The sequence below is a fragment of the Streptomyces sp. NPDC033216 genome (assembly GCF_055577115.1).
In genome coordinates, this window is the sequence record NZ_JBVIQK010000009.1 from 72235 (window position 1) to 87527 (window position 15293).

Consider the following 15293-nt stretch of genomic DNA (forward strand, 5'->3'; position numbering starts at 1 on the left):
TCCCCCCCCCCCCCCCCCCACCCTCCCCCCCTCCCCCCCCCCATCCCTCCCCCCCCCCCCCCCCCCCCCCCCCCCCCCCCCCCCCCCCCCCCCCCCCCCCCCCCCCCCCCCGGCCGTCTCCCGCGTTCGGCGTCGCACCACCGCTCTTCCTCCCCGGCCCCCGGGCACCGTCCGGCGCCTCGGCAGGGTCCCGGACCACCCCGCGTTCTCGTCAGACACCGGACGGTGGCATCCCCCGTCGACGGGGCCCCCGCCGCGTGAAGCGGCCCTCGTCCGTTCAGGTGAGAGCTGCGATGTTTCGGGCAATCGCTCCCATGAAACCCAGAAGTAGCGACCGCCCACGCAGGGAGCGAGGACCACATGGACGGCGATGAGACCGAGGCACGGTTGTTGGCCGGTCTGACGGTCGACGACCGTAGGCCCGAACAGCCGATACTCCTCGACGGCGCCCGCGAACCGATCACCACCTGGCGGGAGAACTACCCCTACGACCACAAAGTGACGCGCAAGCATTACGAGCGCCGCAAGCGGGTCCTCCAGATCGAGCTGCTCAAACTCCAGCGTTGGATCAAGGAGACCGGCGGCCGCCTGGTCGTGATCTTCGAAGGCCGGGACGCCGCAGGCAAGGGCGGCACCATCCAGCGTTTCACCGAGCGTCTCAACCCGCGTGGCGCCAACATCGTGGCTCTGGACAAGCCCACGGAGCGCGAGAAGGGGCAGTGGTACTTCCAGCGCTACGTCAACCATCTCCCCGGACCAGGAGAAATCGTCTTCTTCGACCGTTCCTGGTACAACCGGGCGGGAGTCGAGCGCGTGATGGGCTTCTGTACCCAGCGGGAATACGAACTCTTCCTGGAACAGTGCCCGTCGTTCGAGCGGATGCTGGTGGAGGACGGCATCCTCCTGGTGAAGTTCTGGTTCTCCGTCTCCCGTGCGGAGCAGCGGACGCGCTTCGCGATCCGCCAGGTCGACCCGGTCCGCCAGTGGAAGCTGTCACCGACCGACGTCGAGTCCCTCGATCTGTGGGACGAGTACACCACCGCCAAGGTGGAGATGTTCCGGGCCACCGACACCGAACACGCCCCGTGGACCGTCGTCAAGAGCAACGACAAGCGACGTGCTCGCCTCGAGGCCATGCGCAGTCTGCTCCACCGCATCGATTACGCGGCGAAGGACGCGGAGACCGTCGGCGAGCCGGATCCGCTCATCGTCGGCGCAGCAGCCACCCTCCTCGAACCGGGTGAGGAGGACAGCGTCCTCTCCCCGACTCCGCTCACCGCCCAGACGGGCGGGCCGGGCAACCACCCCGCCACGAAGACCACGGCCCCTTCGGACAGGAGTGCACGGTAGGGGCACGTAGCGGGGAGGCCGGAGGTGCCGGTTCCCGATCGACGTGCGGGGGAAGCCGCGGGCGCCCTCCGGTGGTGCCGCCCACCCCAGGTCGGCCGCACGGAGGGCTCTGCGTCGCAACGCACCACCTGCCCGATGCCCGACTCCGGGAATCCGCCTGTGTCGCCGCATGACCGACGATCCGTTGCTCGTCGTCACCCGGCCGGCCAGGCGCACGAGCGGCCTGGCGTCGTGGGTGAACCGGCCACGCACAGCCCGGGCCTCAAGAGGGGGCGGCGGGACGGATCGCGTGGTGATCGACGGCGGTCTGATCCGCACCGCGGGCGACTTCCGCCTTCCGAGGCGAGCGGACCACTGCGACGGAGACCCGGCCGCACGCGATGTGGGCCCGGCCGGTGCGCGCCGGCCGGGCCCACACGCGGTCCGGGTGTTCGTTCGGTGCCTGTTCCCTCGAGGTCAGACGGCTACCGGGGTGCCCAGCATCGCGGAAGCCCGCTGGACCGAGTCGAGGATGCGCACCGGTGCGGCCGTGGGGAGAGTGCGGCACGTGAAGCCGAGCCGAGTCATGGCCCGCAGGACTTCGGCGGCGGTGAAGTCACGCCGGTCCTGGCGGGTGATGACCTGCCCGACCTGCTTGACGGGGTAGTGGCGGCGGCCGATGATCACGATCTCGCCGATGGCCGCTTCGGGCTTGACGCCCTTCATGGAATCCAGCACACCGCTCTTGGTGAGTTCGAAGGGGAAGCGGGCGATGACGCAGCGCATGAGGCCTCACAGAGAAAGGGGGGAGAACGGTCCGACCGGGGATGAGACGGTTCAGCGCGAAAGGGCGAGGACGCCCAGGGCGCTGCCTTGCTCGCCGACCGCCGGCAGGACACCGAGCCGACGGATGCGCGTGACGTGTTCGGCTTCGGCCGCAGTGGTCACGGCTGAGGTGAAGGTCCCGTGTTCGCCGAGGGTGTCGCGCAGACGGACGCGGTCCGTGTACGCGGAGCTGTGGCGGACGGCGGTGAGTTCGGTGCGGGTGACCACGCCGGTGCTCTGGCCGTCCTGATCGCAGACGAGGAGTCGGTCCGTGCGTGCGGCGGCCATGACGGCAAGCGCCACCTCGACGCTCATGTCGTCACAGACCTGCGGTTCGGCCGCGTCGAAGACGGCAACCACCGTACTGTGCGGGTGGTTGGCGCTCGCCGGGTGGGGCGGTGTCTGAATCAGCGTCAAAGGTGCCTCCTGCGCAGGTCGAATCGGCTTCCCGGTCACGAGGGTTCAGGCCGCCGCGTCGAAGACGGGCGGGCGCCCGGATGCGCGCCGGGTAGACGAGGAGGGGCGGCGCCGACCTCGGGAGGAGGCGCTGCGCTTGGGGCGCTCGACCACCGGCGCGGTGATCACGACCGGGATGCCGGACGGTGCCTGGGCGCCGGTGATCCGGCTCAGGGCCTCGTCGCCCGAGCGGACCTGGGTGGTCTGCGGCTGGATTCCGGCGTCCGACATGAGGCGGACCATGCCGCGGCGCTGGCTGGGGGTGACGAGGGTGACGACGCTGCCGGACTCGCCGGCGCGGGCGGTACGGCCTCCGCGGTGGAGGTAGTCCTTGTGGTCGGTCGGCGGATCGACGTTGACGACGAGGTCGAGGTTGTCGACGTGGATGCCGCGCGCCGCGACATTGGTGGCCACCAGCACGCTGACGTGCCCCGTCTTGAACTGCTCCAGCGTGCGGGTGCGCTGCGGCTGCGACTTGCCGCCGTGCAGCGCGGCGGCCCGGACACCGCTGTTGAGCAGGTCCTGGGTGAGCCGGTCGACGGCGTGCTTGGTGTCCAGGAACATGATGACGCGGCCCTCGCGGGCGGCGATCTCGGTCGTGGCGGCGTGCTTGTCGGCGCCGTGGACGTGCAGGACGTGGTGCTCCATCGTCGTGACGGCGCCGGCCGAGGGGTCGACCGAATGCACGACCGGGTCGGTGAGATAGCGGCGCACGAGCAGGTCGACGTTGCGGTCCAAGGTGGCGGAGAACAGCATTCGCTGTCCCTCCGGACGCACCTGGTCGAGCAGCGCGGTGACCTGCGGCATGAAGCCCATGTCGGCCATCTGGTCGGCCTCGTCCAGCACCGTGACGCCCACGTGGTTCAGCCGGCAGTCGCCACGGTCGATGAGGTCCTTGAGACGGCCCGGGGTCGCGACGACGATCTCGGCCCCGCTCCGCAGCGCGCCGGCCTGCCTGCCGATCGACATCCCACCCACGACCGTGGCCAGCCGCAGCCTGACCGAGCGGGCGTACGGGGTGAGCGCGTCGGTCACCTGCTGCGCCAGTTCCCGCGTCGGTACGAGGATGAGCCCCAGCGGCTGTCGGGGCTCGGCACGCTGTCCCGCGGTGCGGGCGAGCAGGGCGAGGCCGAAGGCGAGGGTCTTGCCGGAACCGGTGCGTCCGCGGCCGAGGACATCACGGCCCGCCAGGGAGTTCGGCAGCGTCGCGCCCTGGATCGGGAACGGTGCGGTCACGCCCTGCCTGCCGAGTTCGGCCAGAAGTTGCTCAGGCATGGCGAGATCGGCGAACGCCGCAACGGCGGGCAGCGCGGGGGTGATCGTCTCGGGGAGCGCGAACTCACCCTGTAGCGCGGCGGGCCGACGGCCGTAACCGGTGGAGCGGCGCGGTGTCTGCGAGTCGAAGCGGCTGCCGCGCTTCCCTGCGTCGACACTGCCGTAACGCGTGCGGGACGAGCGGTCGTTCGTACGTGCGCGGTTCATGCGGAACCTTCCTCGATGCGGCGCATATCAAGGAATTTCCGCAGCGATGAGCGGCACGGAGAATTACAAGTATGGACCGATAGCAAAAGAGAGCAGACCTGGCCGGCTGAAATCACGCGGGCAGAGGTGCTGAAATGGGTGAAGCGATGGAGGCGTGCAGTCCTGGCGTCGACTCCGGTGCGGTCCTTCGGGACGCCTTCGCACCGCGAAGGGACGAGCCGCACAGGGTGGGACTCCGGAGTCCGCCGAGTCGTCCCCGCGGGTGGAACCGCCGCGGGAGACGCGTGCAGCTGGGGCCCGCACCCCGAAGGATGCGGGCCCCAGCTACGAAGTGCGCGTCAGCGTCAGGCCGGAACGATGTTCTCGGCCGTCGGGCCCTTCTGGCCCTGCGCGATGTCGAAGGTGACCTTCTGGCCCTCGAGCAGCTCGCGGAAGCCCTGCGCGGCGATGTTCGAGTAGTGGGCGAACACGTCGGGGCCGCCACCGTCCTGCTCGATGAAGCCGAAGCCCTTTTCCGCGTTGAACCACTTCACGGTACCAGCAGCCATGTCATATCTCCTTTGGGGCAGTACATCGGAATCCGCACTGCGCGGACACCATGTCGCCGTGATGATTACCCCGCCCGACAAATGACCGGCATACAAAAGTGCTCCCACCGGCAGTAGCCGAATGGGGGCACTTGAAGTTTGGGAACCACAACTGCAACTGAGATCGACAGTAGCACGCCGGAACGGCCCGTGCTCGTCGAATTCTCCCACTCTACTCATCACGACAAAATCTCTCACCGCATGGTCCGTTGAACTCTCATCTCATGGGCACAGATATTGATTCACTCCGGGTGCAACGTTTCTGGGAGTACGGCGCCCACAGCGGCAACCAGGACCGGGCCCGGCGCCGTACCCGCCCGTCCGCCTGCTCGGGCGCACTGCACGACGAGGCGAAGTCGCAGTGCGGGCGTCGTCCGTCCGTGAGGACGTCCGGAGAGTGGGCCGAGCCGCAACGGCATGGGGTTCGACAGCCGGCGAAGGCCGCCTGGCCACCCCCGTGCGCCAGGGGACGCGCGCGCCTCCGGCCGGCCGGCATCGGGTGTTTCCGCACCGACCGTGGGGACGCCGTCGAGCAGGCGGCACACCGGGCGATGGCGTGCGGTGCGGCGAGCGCCCGCACCGACGGACCGGGTGCCCGCCCGGCGAAGTTACCCGTGCGTTCCGCACGTCGGATTGATGACAGCGGCAACTGTGCGGGCCGGTGAGCGGCGTGACAACGTCTTACCGGTCAGCGATCGGTGGGAGGGAGAAGGCGTGAACAAGGGCTATGCCGTGTACTGCGACGCGGACCCGTACTTCTACGACGCTCCGCACCGCAGGGATGCCCGGACCGCCTCCGGACGGTCCCGGTACGCCGCGGCCTCGTTGCCCGTCCCGTCGGGATGGCAGCGCAACGAGAGCGGGGACTGGCTCGCCCTGCGTCCGGTGGACGTGGATCTGCCCGACCAGGGCTGGAAGATCCACGTCTCCGCCTGCCTCGACAACGCCGAGTCCGTGCTGGAACGCGTCTGGCGGCACTGCGTCGCCGGTGGCACGGCCTTCAAGTTCGTTCCCAGCCGCTATCTGCTGCACCAGCGCAACGCCAAGTACGCGGACCGGGCCGGCAGCGGGAAGTTCATCACCGTGTACCCGGCGGACGAGGCGCGGTTCGAACAGCTTGCGGGCGAGCTGTCGGCCCTGCTGGTCGGTGAGCCCGGGCCGCACATCCTGAGCGACCTGCGGCTCGGCGACGGCCCCGTGCACGTTCGCTACGGCGGCTTCACCCGCCGCAACTGCTATGACGCGAGCGGCGAGCTGCGGCCTGCCGTGACCGGTCCCGACGGAGTGCTGGTGCCCGATCTCCGCGGCCCCGTCTTCCGGGTGCCGGACTGGGTGAACGTGCCCGCCTTCCTGCGCCCGCACCTCGACGCCCGCTCCGCGGTGACCGTTGCCGACCTCCCGTACACCATCGAGTCGGCGCTGCACTTCTCCAACGGGGGCGGCGTCTACCTCGCCCGTGACACCCGCACCGGCGAGCGGGTCGTCCTCAAGGAAGCCCGCCCGCACGCCGGGCTGGCGGCCGACGGCGCCGACGCCGTGACACGGCTGCACCGCGAACGCCGGGCGCTGGAACGTCTGTCGGGACTCGACTGCACCCCCGAGGTGCTCGATCACCTGACGGTCGGGGAACACCACTTCCTCGTCCTGGAGTACATCGACGGCAAGCCGCTGAACACGTTCTTCGCTCGCCGCCACCCGCTCATCGAAGCCGCGCCGGGTGAGCAGCGGCTGGCCGAGTACACCGCCTGGGCCCTCGACGTCCACGCCCGCGTGGAACGGGCCGTCGAGGACGTCCATGCGCGGGGCGTGGTCTTCAACGATCTGCACCTGTTCAACATCATGCTGCGGGACGACGGCAGCGTCGTCCTGCTGGACTTCGAGGCGGCGCACCAGATCGACGAACCCGGGCGGCAGACCGTCGCGAACCCGGGGTTCGTGGCGCCCTCCGACCGGCGGGGCGTCGCGGTGGACCGGTACGCGCTGGCCTGCCTGCGGCTGGCGCTGTTCCTCCCGCTCACCAGTCTGCTCGCGCTGGACCGGCGCAAGGCGGCGCATCTCGCCGACGTGGTGGCCGACCAGTTCCCGGTGGACCGCGCCTTCCTCGACGCGGCGGTCGACGAGATCACGGCCGACGCCGCCGGCGCGCCCGCCGTGCGGGGGACGTCCGAGCCGCTGGTGGCGATCCGACCGGGCGACTGGCCGCTCAGCCGGGAGTCCATGGCCGCGGCGATCCACGCCTCCGCGACGCCGTCCCGCACGGACCGCCTCTTTCCCGGCGACATCGCGCAGTTCGCCACGGCCGGCGGCGGTCTGACCTTCGGCCACGGCGCGGCGGGGGTGCTGTACGCCCTCGCCGAGAGCGGGGCGCAACGCAGCGAGGACGAGGAGCAGTGGCTGCTGGAGCGGACCAAGCAACCGCCTTCGGGCATGCCGCTCGGTTTCCACGACGGCCTCGCGGGGATCGTCTGGACGCTGGAGTACCTCGGCCATCGCGACCGTGCCCTCGATCTCGCCGACCTGCTCCTCGAGCAGCCTTTCGACCACCTGGCCCCGGACCTGCACAGCGGCACCGCCGGGCTGGGGCTCGCCCTGGACTCGCTGGCTGCCACCACCCGGGACGCCGCGCTGCGCTCGGCGGCCCTGCGCTGCGCCGAGCTGACCGCCCGCGGCCTGCCGGCCGGGAGTGAGGGTTCCGCCCGGCAACGGGCGGGCCTGCTGCACGGCGCGGCGGGCAGCGCCCTGCTCTTCCTGCGGCTGTACGAACGCACCCGGGACTCCGCGCTGCTGGACCTCGCGCGCGACGCGCTGCGCCGGGACCTGGCCCGTTGTGTCCGGGGCGCGGGCGGCGCTTTGCAGGTCGACGAGGGGTGGCGCACCATGCCCTACCTGGGCGCGGGCAGCGTGGGCATCGGCATGGTGCTCGACGACTATCTGGCGCACCGGTACGACGACGAGTTCGAGCGGGCCAGGAACGAGATCGTGGCCGCCGCACAGGCCATGTTCTACGCCCAGCCGAGTCTCTACCGCGGCGTGGCGGGGATGGTGCTGTACCTCGGTCGCACCACGGCCACGGCACCGGGCACCGGACCCGAGGCCCTGCGACGCCAGCTCGACGCGCTGTCCTGGCACGCCATGTCCTACCGCGGCCGGCTCGCCTTCCCCGGTGAGCAGATGATGCGCCTGTCCATGGACCTTTCCACAGGAACGGCCGGATGCCTGCTGGCGGTCGCCTCCGTCCACGGCGACCCGCCCGCCGCACTGCCGTTCCTCCCGCCGCTGTCCACCGCGCGGCGGCCCCGGACTCGGCCCCATCAGGGGTCGTGATGAAAGAGCAGGATCCGTTGCCACAGGAAAGGAAGATGTCATGAACCTGTTTGACCTGCAGTCGATGGAGACCCCGAAGGAAGAGGCCATGGGGGACGTCGAGACCGGCAGCCGCGCGAGCCTGCTGCTCTGCGGCGACAGCAGCCTGAGCGTCACGACCTGTAACTGACGCCTGAGCTGACCGCCGCGGCGACGCGGTGAGCGACGCCGCTCGGCACCGGTGCCCCAGGCTCTTGCCCGGGGCACCGGTGCCTGCTCGCGCGGACATCCGGGCCACGCGCCTTGGCGCGGTGCGCGAGCGGGGTCCCGGGACGGCAGGACGGACGGAAGGGGATTCGTGGGGTGGTGACGACCAGGCCACGGAAACGGCGGGTGTCCGCGGCGGGCGGCCGAGCCGACGGCACTAAGCCGGGGCGCACGCCCGAACTGCTGGTGCTGCTGTCCTCGGCCGGGGCGGCCGCGGCGGCGGTGGCCCAGCCCTTCGTGCTCGGCCGCACACTCGACCTCCTGCTGCGCGACGGTGACGCGGGACGCTGGCTGACGCTCAGCGCTGGACTGCTCGTCGGCGAAATGCTGCTCGACAGCCTCACCGCGCTGTTCACCGGTCGCTGCACCGCCGGCTGGACGGCTGCCATCCGCTCCCGCGCCTTCGCCGGACTGCTGGGCGCCGTACCGGACCGCGCGCGCCCATTCACGCCGGGGGACGTCGGGACCCGGCTGACCCTCAACGCCGCCGACGCGGGAGGCGCCCCGGCGGCCCGGGCGGCGCTGGCGGCCTCGCTGCTCACCCCGATGGGCGCGCTCGCCGCGCTGGCCGTCGTCGACGTGTGGGTGGCGGTGTGTGTGCTGGCCGGGCTGCCCGCCCTGGCGCTGGTGCTCAGGACGTTCACCCGCGACACCGGTGCGTCGGTGGCCGCCTACCAGCACACGCAGTCACAGATCGCGTCCCGCCTGCTGGAAACCTTGGAAGGTACCGCGACGATCGCCGCCGCGGGGACCGCCGCCCGTGAACGAGCGCGCGTCCTCGCGCCGTTGACGGAACTCGCGACCCTGGGCCGGCGCATGTGGGCGCTGCACGGACGGGCACTGGGCAGGAGCGGCGTCCTGGTGCCCCTGCTGATCCTGGCCGCCACCGCCGTCGGAGGCCTGCGGCTCGCCTCGGGGGCCCTGAGCGTGGGTGACCTGCTCGCCGCCTGCCGGTACGCGCAGCTGACGGCCGGCATCGGCGGCGCAGCCTCACTGCTGGGCGCGGTCGTACGGGGCCGCGAGGCGCGGGGCCGGACCCTGGCACTGGAACGGCTGCCCGCGTTGGCGTACGGGACGTGGGTCCTGCCGCCGGACGGCCCGGGGGATCTCGAACTGCGCGGTGTGCGGGTGGTGCGCGACGGCAGGGAGGTGCTGGTCGCCGACGGCGTGCGGATACCAGGCGGCAGCACCGCCGCGGTGGTCGGCCGCAGCGGGGCGGGGAAGTCCCTCCTGGCGGCCGTGGCGGGGCGGCTGATCGACCCCGACGAGGGACACGTGCTGCTGGACGGGGTCCGCCTCGACCTCCTGAGCCGCGAGGCGTTGCGCACCGAGGTCGCCTTCGCCTTCGAGCGTCCGGTGCTGGGTGAGGGGACGGTCGCCGAAGCGGTCGCCACCGGGCCGCGGCCGGTCTCGCGCGAGCAGATACGGCAGGCCGCCCTCGCCGCGGACGCCGACGGCTTCGTACGCCGGCTGCCGCACGGATACGACACCCCGTTGCCCGCCGCGCCGCTTTCGGGCGGCGAACACCAGCGCCTCGGGCTGGCACGGGCGTTCGCGCACGCCGGACGGCTGCTGATCATGGACGACGCGACGTCCAGCCTGGACACCGCCACGGAGCACCAGGTGGACCGGGCGCTGCGCCGGTCGTTGCGGCCCGGGACCCGGCTGGTCGTCGCGCACCGCCCGTCGGTGGCCGGCCGGGCGGACGCGGTGATCTGGCTGGACGACGGAAAGGTGCGGGCCGTCGCGTCGCACCGCGACCTGTGGAACGTGCCCGACTACCGGGCGGTCTTCGGCGTCGGCGGCATCGAGTCCCCGGCGCCGGGTGACGGACCCGCGCAGCTGCCCGAGCCGGAAGAGGCACGGCCGTGACCCGCTCCGGGGACGATCGTGCGCACCACGCCGATGACGGGTCGGGGGCAGTGCGCCGGATCGCGCCGCAGGCCCGTCGCTTCCTCGCCCGCCACAGGGGGGTGCTGGCGCGGCTCGGGGTCTGGTCGCTGGCGGAGGCGGGGCAGGCCTTCCTGGTGGGATACGGCGTCGCCCAAGCCGTCGACCAGGGGTTTCTCGCCGGTGACACTCGAACGGGTCTGCTGTGGCTCGCGGTCGCCCTGGTCGCGGTGCTGCTCGGCGCTCCGGTGATCCGGGGCGTCTTCGCCCAGTTGGCCGGGCTGACGGAGCCGCTGCGCGACGGCCTGGTGGGGCGTGCCGTCGACCGGTCCATGGCCCAGGCCCTGGACGGGTCCGGCGGGACGGACCGGGCGGCCGTCTCCCGGCTGACGAATCAGGTCGAGATCGCCCGGGACAGCTTCGCCGGTCTGGTCCTCACCCTGCGTTCGTTCCTCTTCACCGCCGCCGGGGCACTGCTCGGACTGTTGTCCCTGCACCCGGCTCTTGTCGTCGTCGTCCTGCCACCGCTGTCGGGCGGCCTGGCACTGTTCCTGGCGACGCTGCGGCCCATGGCGGCGGCGCAACGGCGCGCCCTGGCGGCCGACGAGGCGCTGGGCGACCACGCGGCCCGGGCCCGGGCCGCGTTACGTGATCTCACAGCCTGCGGGACCGGCCCCGAGACGGCGCGGCGCGGCGCGGACCTGGTCGCCGATGCCGCCGCGGCATCCCGTGCCCTGGCCGGATGGGCGGCCGTGCGCACGGCGGCGCTCGGCGTGGCGGGCCACCTGCCCGTGCTGGCGCTGCTGGCGGCGGTGCCGTGGCTACGCGGGCGAGGCGTGACCGCGGGCGCGCTGCTGGGCGCTTTCACCTACCTCGTCCAGTCGCTGCTGCCCGCCCTGCACACCCTGATGACCGCGCTCGGTGCGGCGGGGGCCCGCCTGTTGGTCGTCCTGGACCGGATCACCGGTCCCGCGCCACCACCGACCATCACGGCCCGCACGCGGCCCGAGCCCGCGCAGTCGGCAGGGCCGGAGTCGGCCGTGGCCACCGTCGGCTCCGCCCCCACCCCCCAGCAGAAGAAGCTCAGTCACGGCCTCGCCGGCGCGGCCGTGACATCGACGGCTCACGGCCATCCCCCGGTACCCGCTCCGGACGCCGGGGGCCGCGGCCCGTCTCCCACGATGGCGGACCCGCCGCGTCCTGCCTCCACCCGGCGCGCGCGGCCCCCCGCCGGCGGACGGCCGGCGGCGGTGGAGCTGCGGTCCGTGACCCTGTCCTACGGCGTCCGCGCCGAGCCGGTCCTCGACTCGCTCGACCTGCGCGTCGCCCCGGGTGAGCATCTCGCCGTCGTCGGGCCCAGCGGCATCGGGAAATCGACGCTCACCCGTCTGGTCGCGGGAATGCTGGCGCCCAGCAGCGGCGAGGTACGGGTGGCCGGACGGGAGGTGACCGGGCGCGCTGCCCCCGAACTCGCCGCGCTCCGTGCGCTGGTGCCGCAGGAGGCGTACGTCTTCTCCGGCACCGTGGGCGACAACCTCACGTATCTGCGGCCGGACGCGGGGCGAGAGGATGTCGACGCGGCCGTCCGGGCCCTCGGCCTGCGGTCGCTGGTCGATCGCCTGGGCGGACTCGACGGCTCGGTCCGGCCCGGCGAACTGTCTCCAGGGGAGAAGCAGTTGATCGCGCTGGCACGCGCGCATCTGTCACCCGCACCCCTGTTGTTGCTCGACGAGGCCACCTGCCATCTGGACCCGGCCTCCGAGGCACAGGCGGAGGAGGCACTCGCGGGGCGACCGGGGACCCTGCTGGTCGTGGCGCACCGCCTGTCGTCGGCCGTCCGGGCCGATCGGGTACTGGTGCTGGACGGCGTGGAGGCCGTGTGCGGCAAGCACGAGGAGGTGCTGGTCCGTTCGTCCCTCTACCGTGACCTGACCGGCCACTGGAACGGCGGTACCCACCGCGAGACCTGAAGGCCGTGCGCCGTGCGGGTACGGTCACCGCACCGCGGGGTCCGTCAGGCCCACCCGCCGTCCTGGACGATGCGTATCGCGTCGACCCGGTTGCGGGCGCCCATCTTGCGGACCGCCGTGGCCATGTAGTTGCGGACGGTTCCCCGGGACAGGTGCAGTCGGGCCGCGATCTCAGCCATCGGCGCCCCTTCGGCCGCCAGGGACAGCACGCTCAGCTCGCGGGCCGTCAGTGGCATGACCGAACCTTCGAGCAGGGGCACGGTGAGGGCGGCGTCGAGAAAACGCTCCCCCTTGGCCACGGTGTGCACCGCCGTGATCAGCCGCTGGGCTGGGGCGTTCTTGTCGACGAGCCCGAGCGCGCCGACATCGAACGCCCTGCGGAGAACACCAGGACGCTTGGGGGTCGTCAGGACGACGAGCAGGTTGCCGCATCTCTCCCAGAACGGTGCGTCGTGCCCTTCCCCCTCCCCCGGTCCCTGTAGGCACTCGCCGTCCACGACACACACGTCCCTCGGCGACACCTCGTGAGCCGTCACGTCGGCGCGGGGGGACATGGACGACACCTCCAGTGTGTCGTCGGATCTGAGCAGTTGCACCAGTGCCGAGCGCAGCAGTTCTTCGTCGTGCACCACGAGAATACGAACCATGTCCCCCACCCCTTGTCAGCAGCTGTTTCGCGGGACGACCGCCTGGGCTCCTCCCGCACCAGGGGCATCTGCCCTGATCCGTCGCGGGGGAACACGGCACACAAGCGCGGTGGGAGCGCACCGGAGGCAATCCGCCGATTCCAGCGCCCGGAAGGCAGCGAAAAGTCGATGCCCGTGCGGCGGAAAACGGCGCAGACATGCGCCGACCGGCGACCCGAACCGACGCATGGGCGACCGGAAGGCCGACCGCCGCGCCCATGTCACCGTCCCGGGCTTCCTGGCCACGGCCGCGAGCTGCCGACCCGGACCGGCCGTACCCCGCGGAGCGATCGGTAACGGACAGCGCTTCGCCACCACACGTGACCGGCCGGAAACAGTCTCCTTCCAATCTGGCGCGAAACCCACCGCCCCCACCGGAGAGGGTTCGCAGCCGGCGGCGGCCCGTCGGCGACGCTCATCACCGGGAACGCATCGTCCCGACGGAAGGCACCTCGCCGCGGCCGACCCAGGCCACCAGCGGCCGTGGGTGATCGCCTCAGTGTCCCTGGCCTGCCATCCGGCCAAACGTCGGCCCGGCGGCGGGGCCCGCGATCGGTCTCACCGCGGCCGTGGCACCGGCCGGCCCGGAAACGCGACGAGCCGGTCGGACGACCGGAGCCGTCTCCTCGCCGGGTCGCGGTTCGGCGAATCGTCCCGTTCGCTGCTGAGCGGAGAGTGGGAGCTGGGCAGACGCCAGTGCTGTGGTCGGCGACATCTTCGGGCAGGCCCGGTCGCCGCCGAGGGAGTCCGCTCCGCGCTCGGGCATCGGGCACCGGGCACCGGGCACCGGGCACCGGGCCACGCTCGTCATGGCGCCGAACACCAGGCCCATCCGACCAGACGGTGGACCGCCTCGCGCACGATCCCTTCCATGCACGGGGTCGGCGCCGTTCGGTGCTCGGAGTGGATCTCGGCTATCGGGCCACCGACGGCTCCGTAGGAACGTGCGAGATGGTCCACGGAGGCGGTAGTCATCCGGGGAGGCTACGGTGCCGACCGCCGGCCGGACCGCGGGTTCCGCGCCGGCCAGCGGAAGCCTGTCCGTCCGCCCCGCCGTATCGGTCCGCCTGTCGCCGACATCGGGGCGCGGACATCATCGGCCGACGGGGTTGTCGGCCGTTCGCCGGCGAGGGCCGGAGAGCGGTCCGGGAAGATCGGGAGGAGACCTGTACGAGGGCGATCAGCTGTCCCGACCAGGGGCAAGATGCTCGGGCCGAGTCCTGTGGACTCGGCCCGAGGTGGCGCGATCGGCGTCCGGTCAGCGGCAGACCCTTCCGTCCTCCGTCCGGCCCGGTTCGTCGCGGTGACCGAACCGCCGCCCCATCCGCGACAACGAGTCGCGGGATCCCTGGCTCCCCAGGGTGTCGGCGCCGGCCCGTCCGCCACCCCCCGACGAGCCACACGTGCCAAGCTGCCTGGGGTCGGGTCAGCCCTGTCCCGACCCGACGGCACCGCGCGTCGGCGGTCAGGAGCCGACGATACGGCGCACGTTGTCCACCGTGCCGAGCCCCGCCTTCAGGTGACGCTCACGTTCCGCGAGGAAGGCCTCTCCCAGCTCCTCCCGACGCTCCGTGGAGACGTTCTCGCGGGCGCCGTTGAGGATGGTTCGCTCCTCCTCGTCGGCGTGGTGGTTGATCGCCTCCACCAGCTCTTCCAGCTTCTCGTCCCACTCCTCGGAGCCGACCTCGTCGACCTCCAGGAGGGCGAGGAGCGCCTTGTTGCCCTCCTCGTGCTCCTCCTCGCCGTGCTCGACCTCGTCGTCGTCGATGTTCTTGTAGCGCTTGAGGGCGGGGTACACCTTCTCCTCCTCGGCCAGCGCGTGCGCGATCAACAGATCGGCGAACTCCCGCAGTGCGGCGCCCCGGTCGGCTTCGACGCTGCGCATCAGACGAAAGAGGTCTTCCATTCTGCGGTGATCCCGGAGAATGAGTTCGACGACGTCTCGTGTTTCGGTCATGGAAGAGGCATCACTTTCGTTCGACGGAACCTTCGGGAACCGACTACCCCCACCCGACGAATTCAGTGGTCCCGGCTCTGCGGCCGGGTGCGGTTCTCACCGTCCCGGCACCCGGGCACAGTGGAACCGGCACGGCGATCCCGGTGCGTGCCGTCGACCGCCGAGACGGTCAGTCGGGGGCCGCGTCGAGGGTGGGGTAGCTCCGCAGCACCCGGTCCGTCCCCGTCAGCGTCAACATGTGGCGCACCCGTTCACTGGGCGCGATCAGCACCAGGCGGGCGCCGGTGTGCCGGGTTGTGCGATAGCCGGCGATCAGGCAGGTCAGGCCGGTGGAATCCAGGAACGTGACGCCGGACAGGTCGGCGAGCACGGTGTGGCCCACGGCTTTGAGAAGCGGCTGTAGCACATCGGAGAACTGGCGGGCGGTGCGGACGTCGAGGGAGCCCGCGGCCGTCACGAGATGGCGGCCGGCGGCCAGGGTGCGCACGTGCACGTCCAGCGCGGCCCGCTCCCTTCGGAAGGCGGGCTGGTCGGTGCTCAT

The 15293-nt window shown here is 71.9% G+C and carries 12 protein-coding genes; 5 read left to right on the forward strand and 7 right to left on the reverse strand.

The window, feature by feature from the left end; translation table 11 throughout:
* Window positions 1-360: 360 nt before the first annotated feature.
* Window positions 361-1350: a polyphosphate kinase 2 gene (ppk2, locus tag ACZ5Y0_RS18570; RefSeq protein WP_469129746.1), complete on the forward strand. Its 990-nt coding sequence runs from the start codon at window positions 361-363 to the stop codon at window positions 1348-1350.
* 456 nt (window positions 1351-1806) lie between these two features.
* On the opposite strand, the gene ACZ5Y0_RS18575 is transcribed toward ppk2, so the two are convergent.
* The 4 genes from ACZ5Y0_RS18575 to ACZ5Y0_RS18590 all read right to left on the reverse strand — a co-directional run bounded on the left by ACZ5Y0_RS18575 (window position 1807) and on the right by ACZ5Y0_RS18590 (window position 4640).
* Window positions 1807-2115 (reverse strand): SCO5918 family protein, encoded by a 309-nt coding sequence (locus ACZ5Y0_RS18575; protein WP_469129747.1) that lies wholly within the window; start codon window positions 2113-2115, stop codon window positions 1807-1809.
* A gap of 51 nt (window positions 2116-2166) precedes the next feature.
* The gene (locus ACZ5Y0_RS18580; RefSeq protein WP_469129748.1) at window positions 2167-2571 is read right to left on the reverse strand and encodes a CBS domain-containing protein; all 405 of its coding nucleotides are present in this window, start codon (window positions 2569-2571) and stop codon (window positions 2167-2169) included.
* 45 nt (window positions 2572-2616) lie between these two features.
* Window positions 2617-4092, reverse strand: coding sequence for a DEAD/DEAH box helicase (locus tag ACZ5Y0_RS18585; RefSeq protein ID WP_469129749.1), 1476 nt, complete (start codon window positions 4090-4092; stop codon window positions 2617-2619).
* Window positions 4093-4436: 344 nt separating this feature from the next.
* Window positions 4437-4640, reverse strand: coding sequence for a cold-shock protein (locus ACZ5Y0_RS18590; RefSeq protein ID WP_045556499.1), 204 nt, complete (start codon window positions 4638-4640; stop codon window positions 4437-4439).
* A 753-nt stretch (window positions 4641-5393) separates the two neighbouring features.
* On the opposite strand from ACZ5Y0_RS18590, the gene lanKC reads away from it, so the two are divergent.
* From lanKC to ACZ5Y0_RS18610, 4 genes are all read left to right on the forward strand, one after another.
* Window positions 5394-8003 (forward strand): class III lanthionine synthetase LanKC, encoded by a 2610-nt coding sequence (lanKC, locus tag ACZ5Y0_RS18595; RefSeq protein WP_469129750.1) that lies wholly within the window; start codon window positions 5394-5396, stop codon window positions 8001-8003.
* A 40-nt stretch (window positions 8004-8043) separates the two neighbouring features.
* The gene (gene ramS / locus ACZ5Y0_RS18600) at window positions 8044-8172 is read left to right on the forward strand and encodes a mycelium formation morphogenetic lantipeptide SapB (RefSeq protein ID WP_006130296.1); all 129 of its coding nucleotides are present in this window, start codon (window positions 8044-8046) and stop codon (window positions 8170-8172) included.
* A gap of 173 nt (window positions 8173-8345) precedes the next feature.
* Window positions 8346-10121 (forward strand): ATP-binding cassette domain-containing protein, encoded by a 1776-nt coding sequence (locus ACZ5Y0_RS18605; protein ID WP_469129751.1) that lies wholly within the window; start codon window positions 8346-8348, stop codon window positions 10119-10121.
* Complete coding sequence (locus tag ACZ5Y0_RS18610) at window positions 10118-12109, forward strand: ATP-binding cassette domain-containing protein (RefSeq protein ID WP_469129752.1); 1992 nt, start codon at window positions 10118-10120, stop codon at window positions 12107-12109. Before ACZ5Y0_RS18605 ends, ACZ5Y0_RS18610 begins: the two co-directional genes overlap by 4 nt.
* A gap of 44 nt (window positions 12110-12153) precedes the next feature.
* Here ACZ5Y0_RS18610 and ACZ5Y0_RS18615 read toward each other — a convergent pair whose 3' ends face one another.
* The 3 genes from ACZ5Y0_RS18615 to ACZ5Y0_RS18625 all read right to left on the reverse strand — a co-directional run bounded on the left by ACZ5Y0_RS18615 (window position 12154) and on the right by ACZ5Y0_RS18625 (window position 15293).
* Window positions 12154-12756, reverse strand: a complete 603-nt coding sequence (locus tag ACZ5Y0_RS18615) for a response regulator transcription factor (protein ID WP_469129753.1) — start codon at window positions 12754-12756, stop codon at window positions 12154-12156.
* Between the two features lie 1504 nt (window positions 12757-14260).
* Window positions 14261-14752: a hemerythrin domain-containing protein gene (locus ACZ5Y0_RS18620; RefSeq protein WP_469129754.1), complete on the reverse strand. Its 492-nt coding sequence runs from the start codon at window positions 14750-14752 to the stop codon at window positions 14261-14263.
* A gap of 169 nt (window positions 14753-14921) precedes the next feature.
* Window positions 14922-15293 (reverse strand): STAS domain-containing protein, encoded by a 372-nt coding sequence (locus ACZ5Y0_RS18625; RefSeq protein ID WP_469129755.1) that lies wholly within the window; start codon window positions 15291-15293, stop codon window positions 14922-14924.

Excerpts from the sequence above, each read along its gene's own strand:
- ACZ5Y0_RS18585 (WP_469129749.1), bottom strand. The coding sequence starts at position 4,092 with ATGAACCGCGCACGTACGAACGACCGCTCGTCCCGCACGCGTTACGGC.
- ACZ5Y0_RS18575 (WP_469129747.1), bottom strand. The coding sequence starts at position 2,115 with ATGCGCTGCGTCATCGCCCGCTTCCCCTTCGAACTCACCAAGAGCGGT.
- ACZ5Y0_RS18620 (WP_469129754.1), bottom strand. The coding sequence starts at position 14,752 with ATGACCGAAACACGAGACGTCGTCGAACTCATTCTCCGGGATCACCGC.
- ACZ5Y0_RS18615 (WP_469129753.1), bottom strand. The coding sequence starts at position 12,756 with ATGGTTCGTATTCTCGTGGTGCACGACGAAGAACTGCTGCGCTCGGCA.
- ramS (WP_006130296.1), top strand. The coding sequence starts at position 8,044 with ATGAACCTGTTTGACCTGCAGTCGATGGAGACCCCGAAGGAAGAGGCC.
- ACZ5Y0_RS18625 (WP_469129755.1), bottom strand. The coding sequence starts at position 15,293 with ATGAGCACCGACCAGCCCGCCTTCCGAAGGGAGCGGGCCGCGCTGGAC.
- ACZ5Y0_RS18590 (WP_045556499.1), bottom strand. The coding sequence starts at position 4,640 with ATGGCTGCTGGTACCGTGAAGTGGTTCAACGCGGAAAAGGGCTTCGGC.
- ppk2 (WP_469129746.1), top strand. The coding sequence starts at position 361 with ATGGACGGCGATGAGACCGAGGCACGGTTGTTGGCCGGTCTGACGGTC.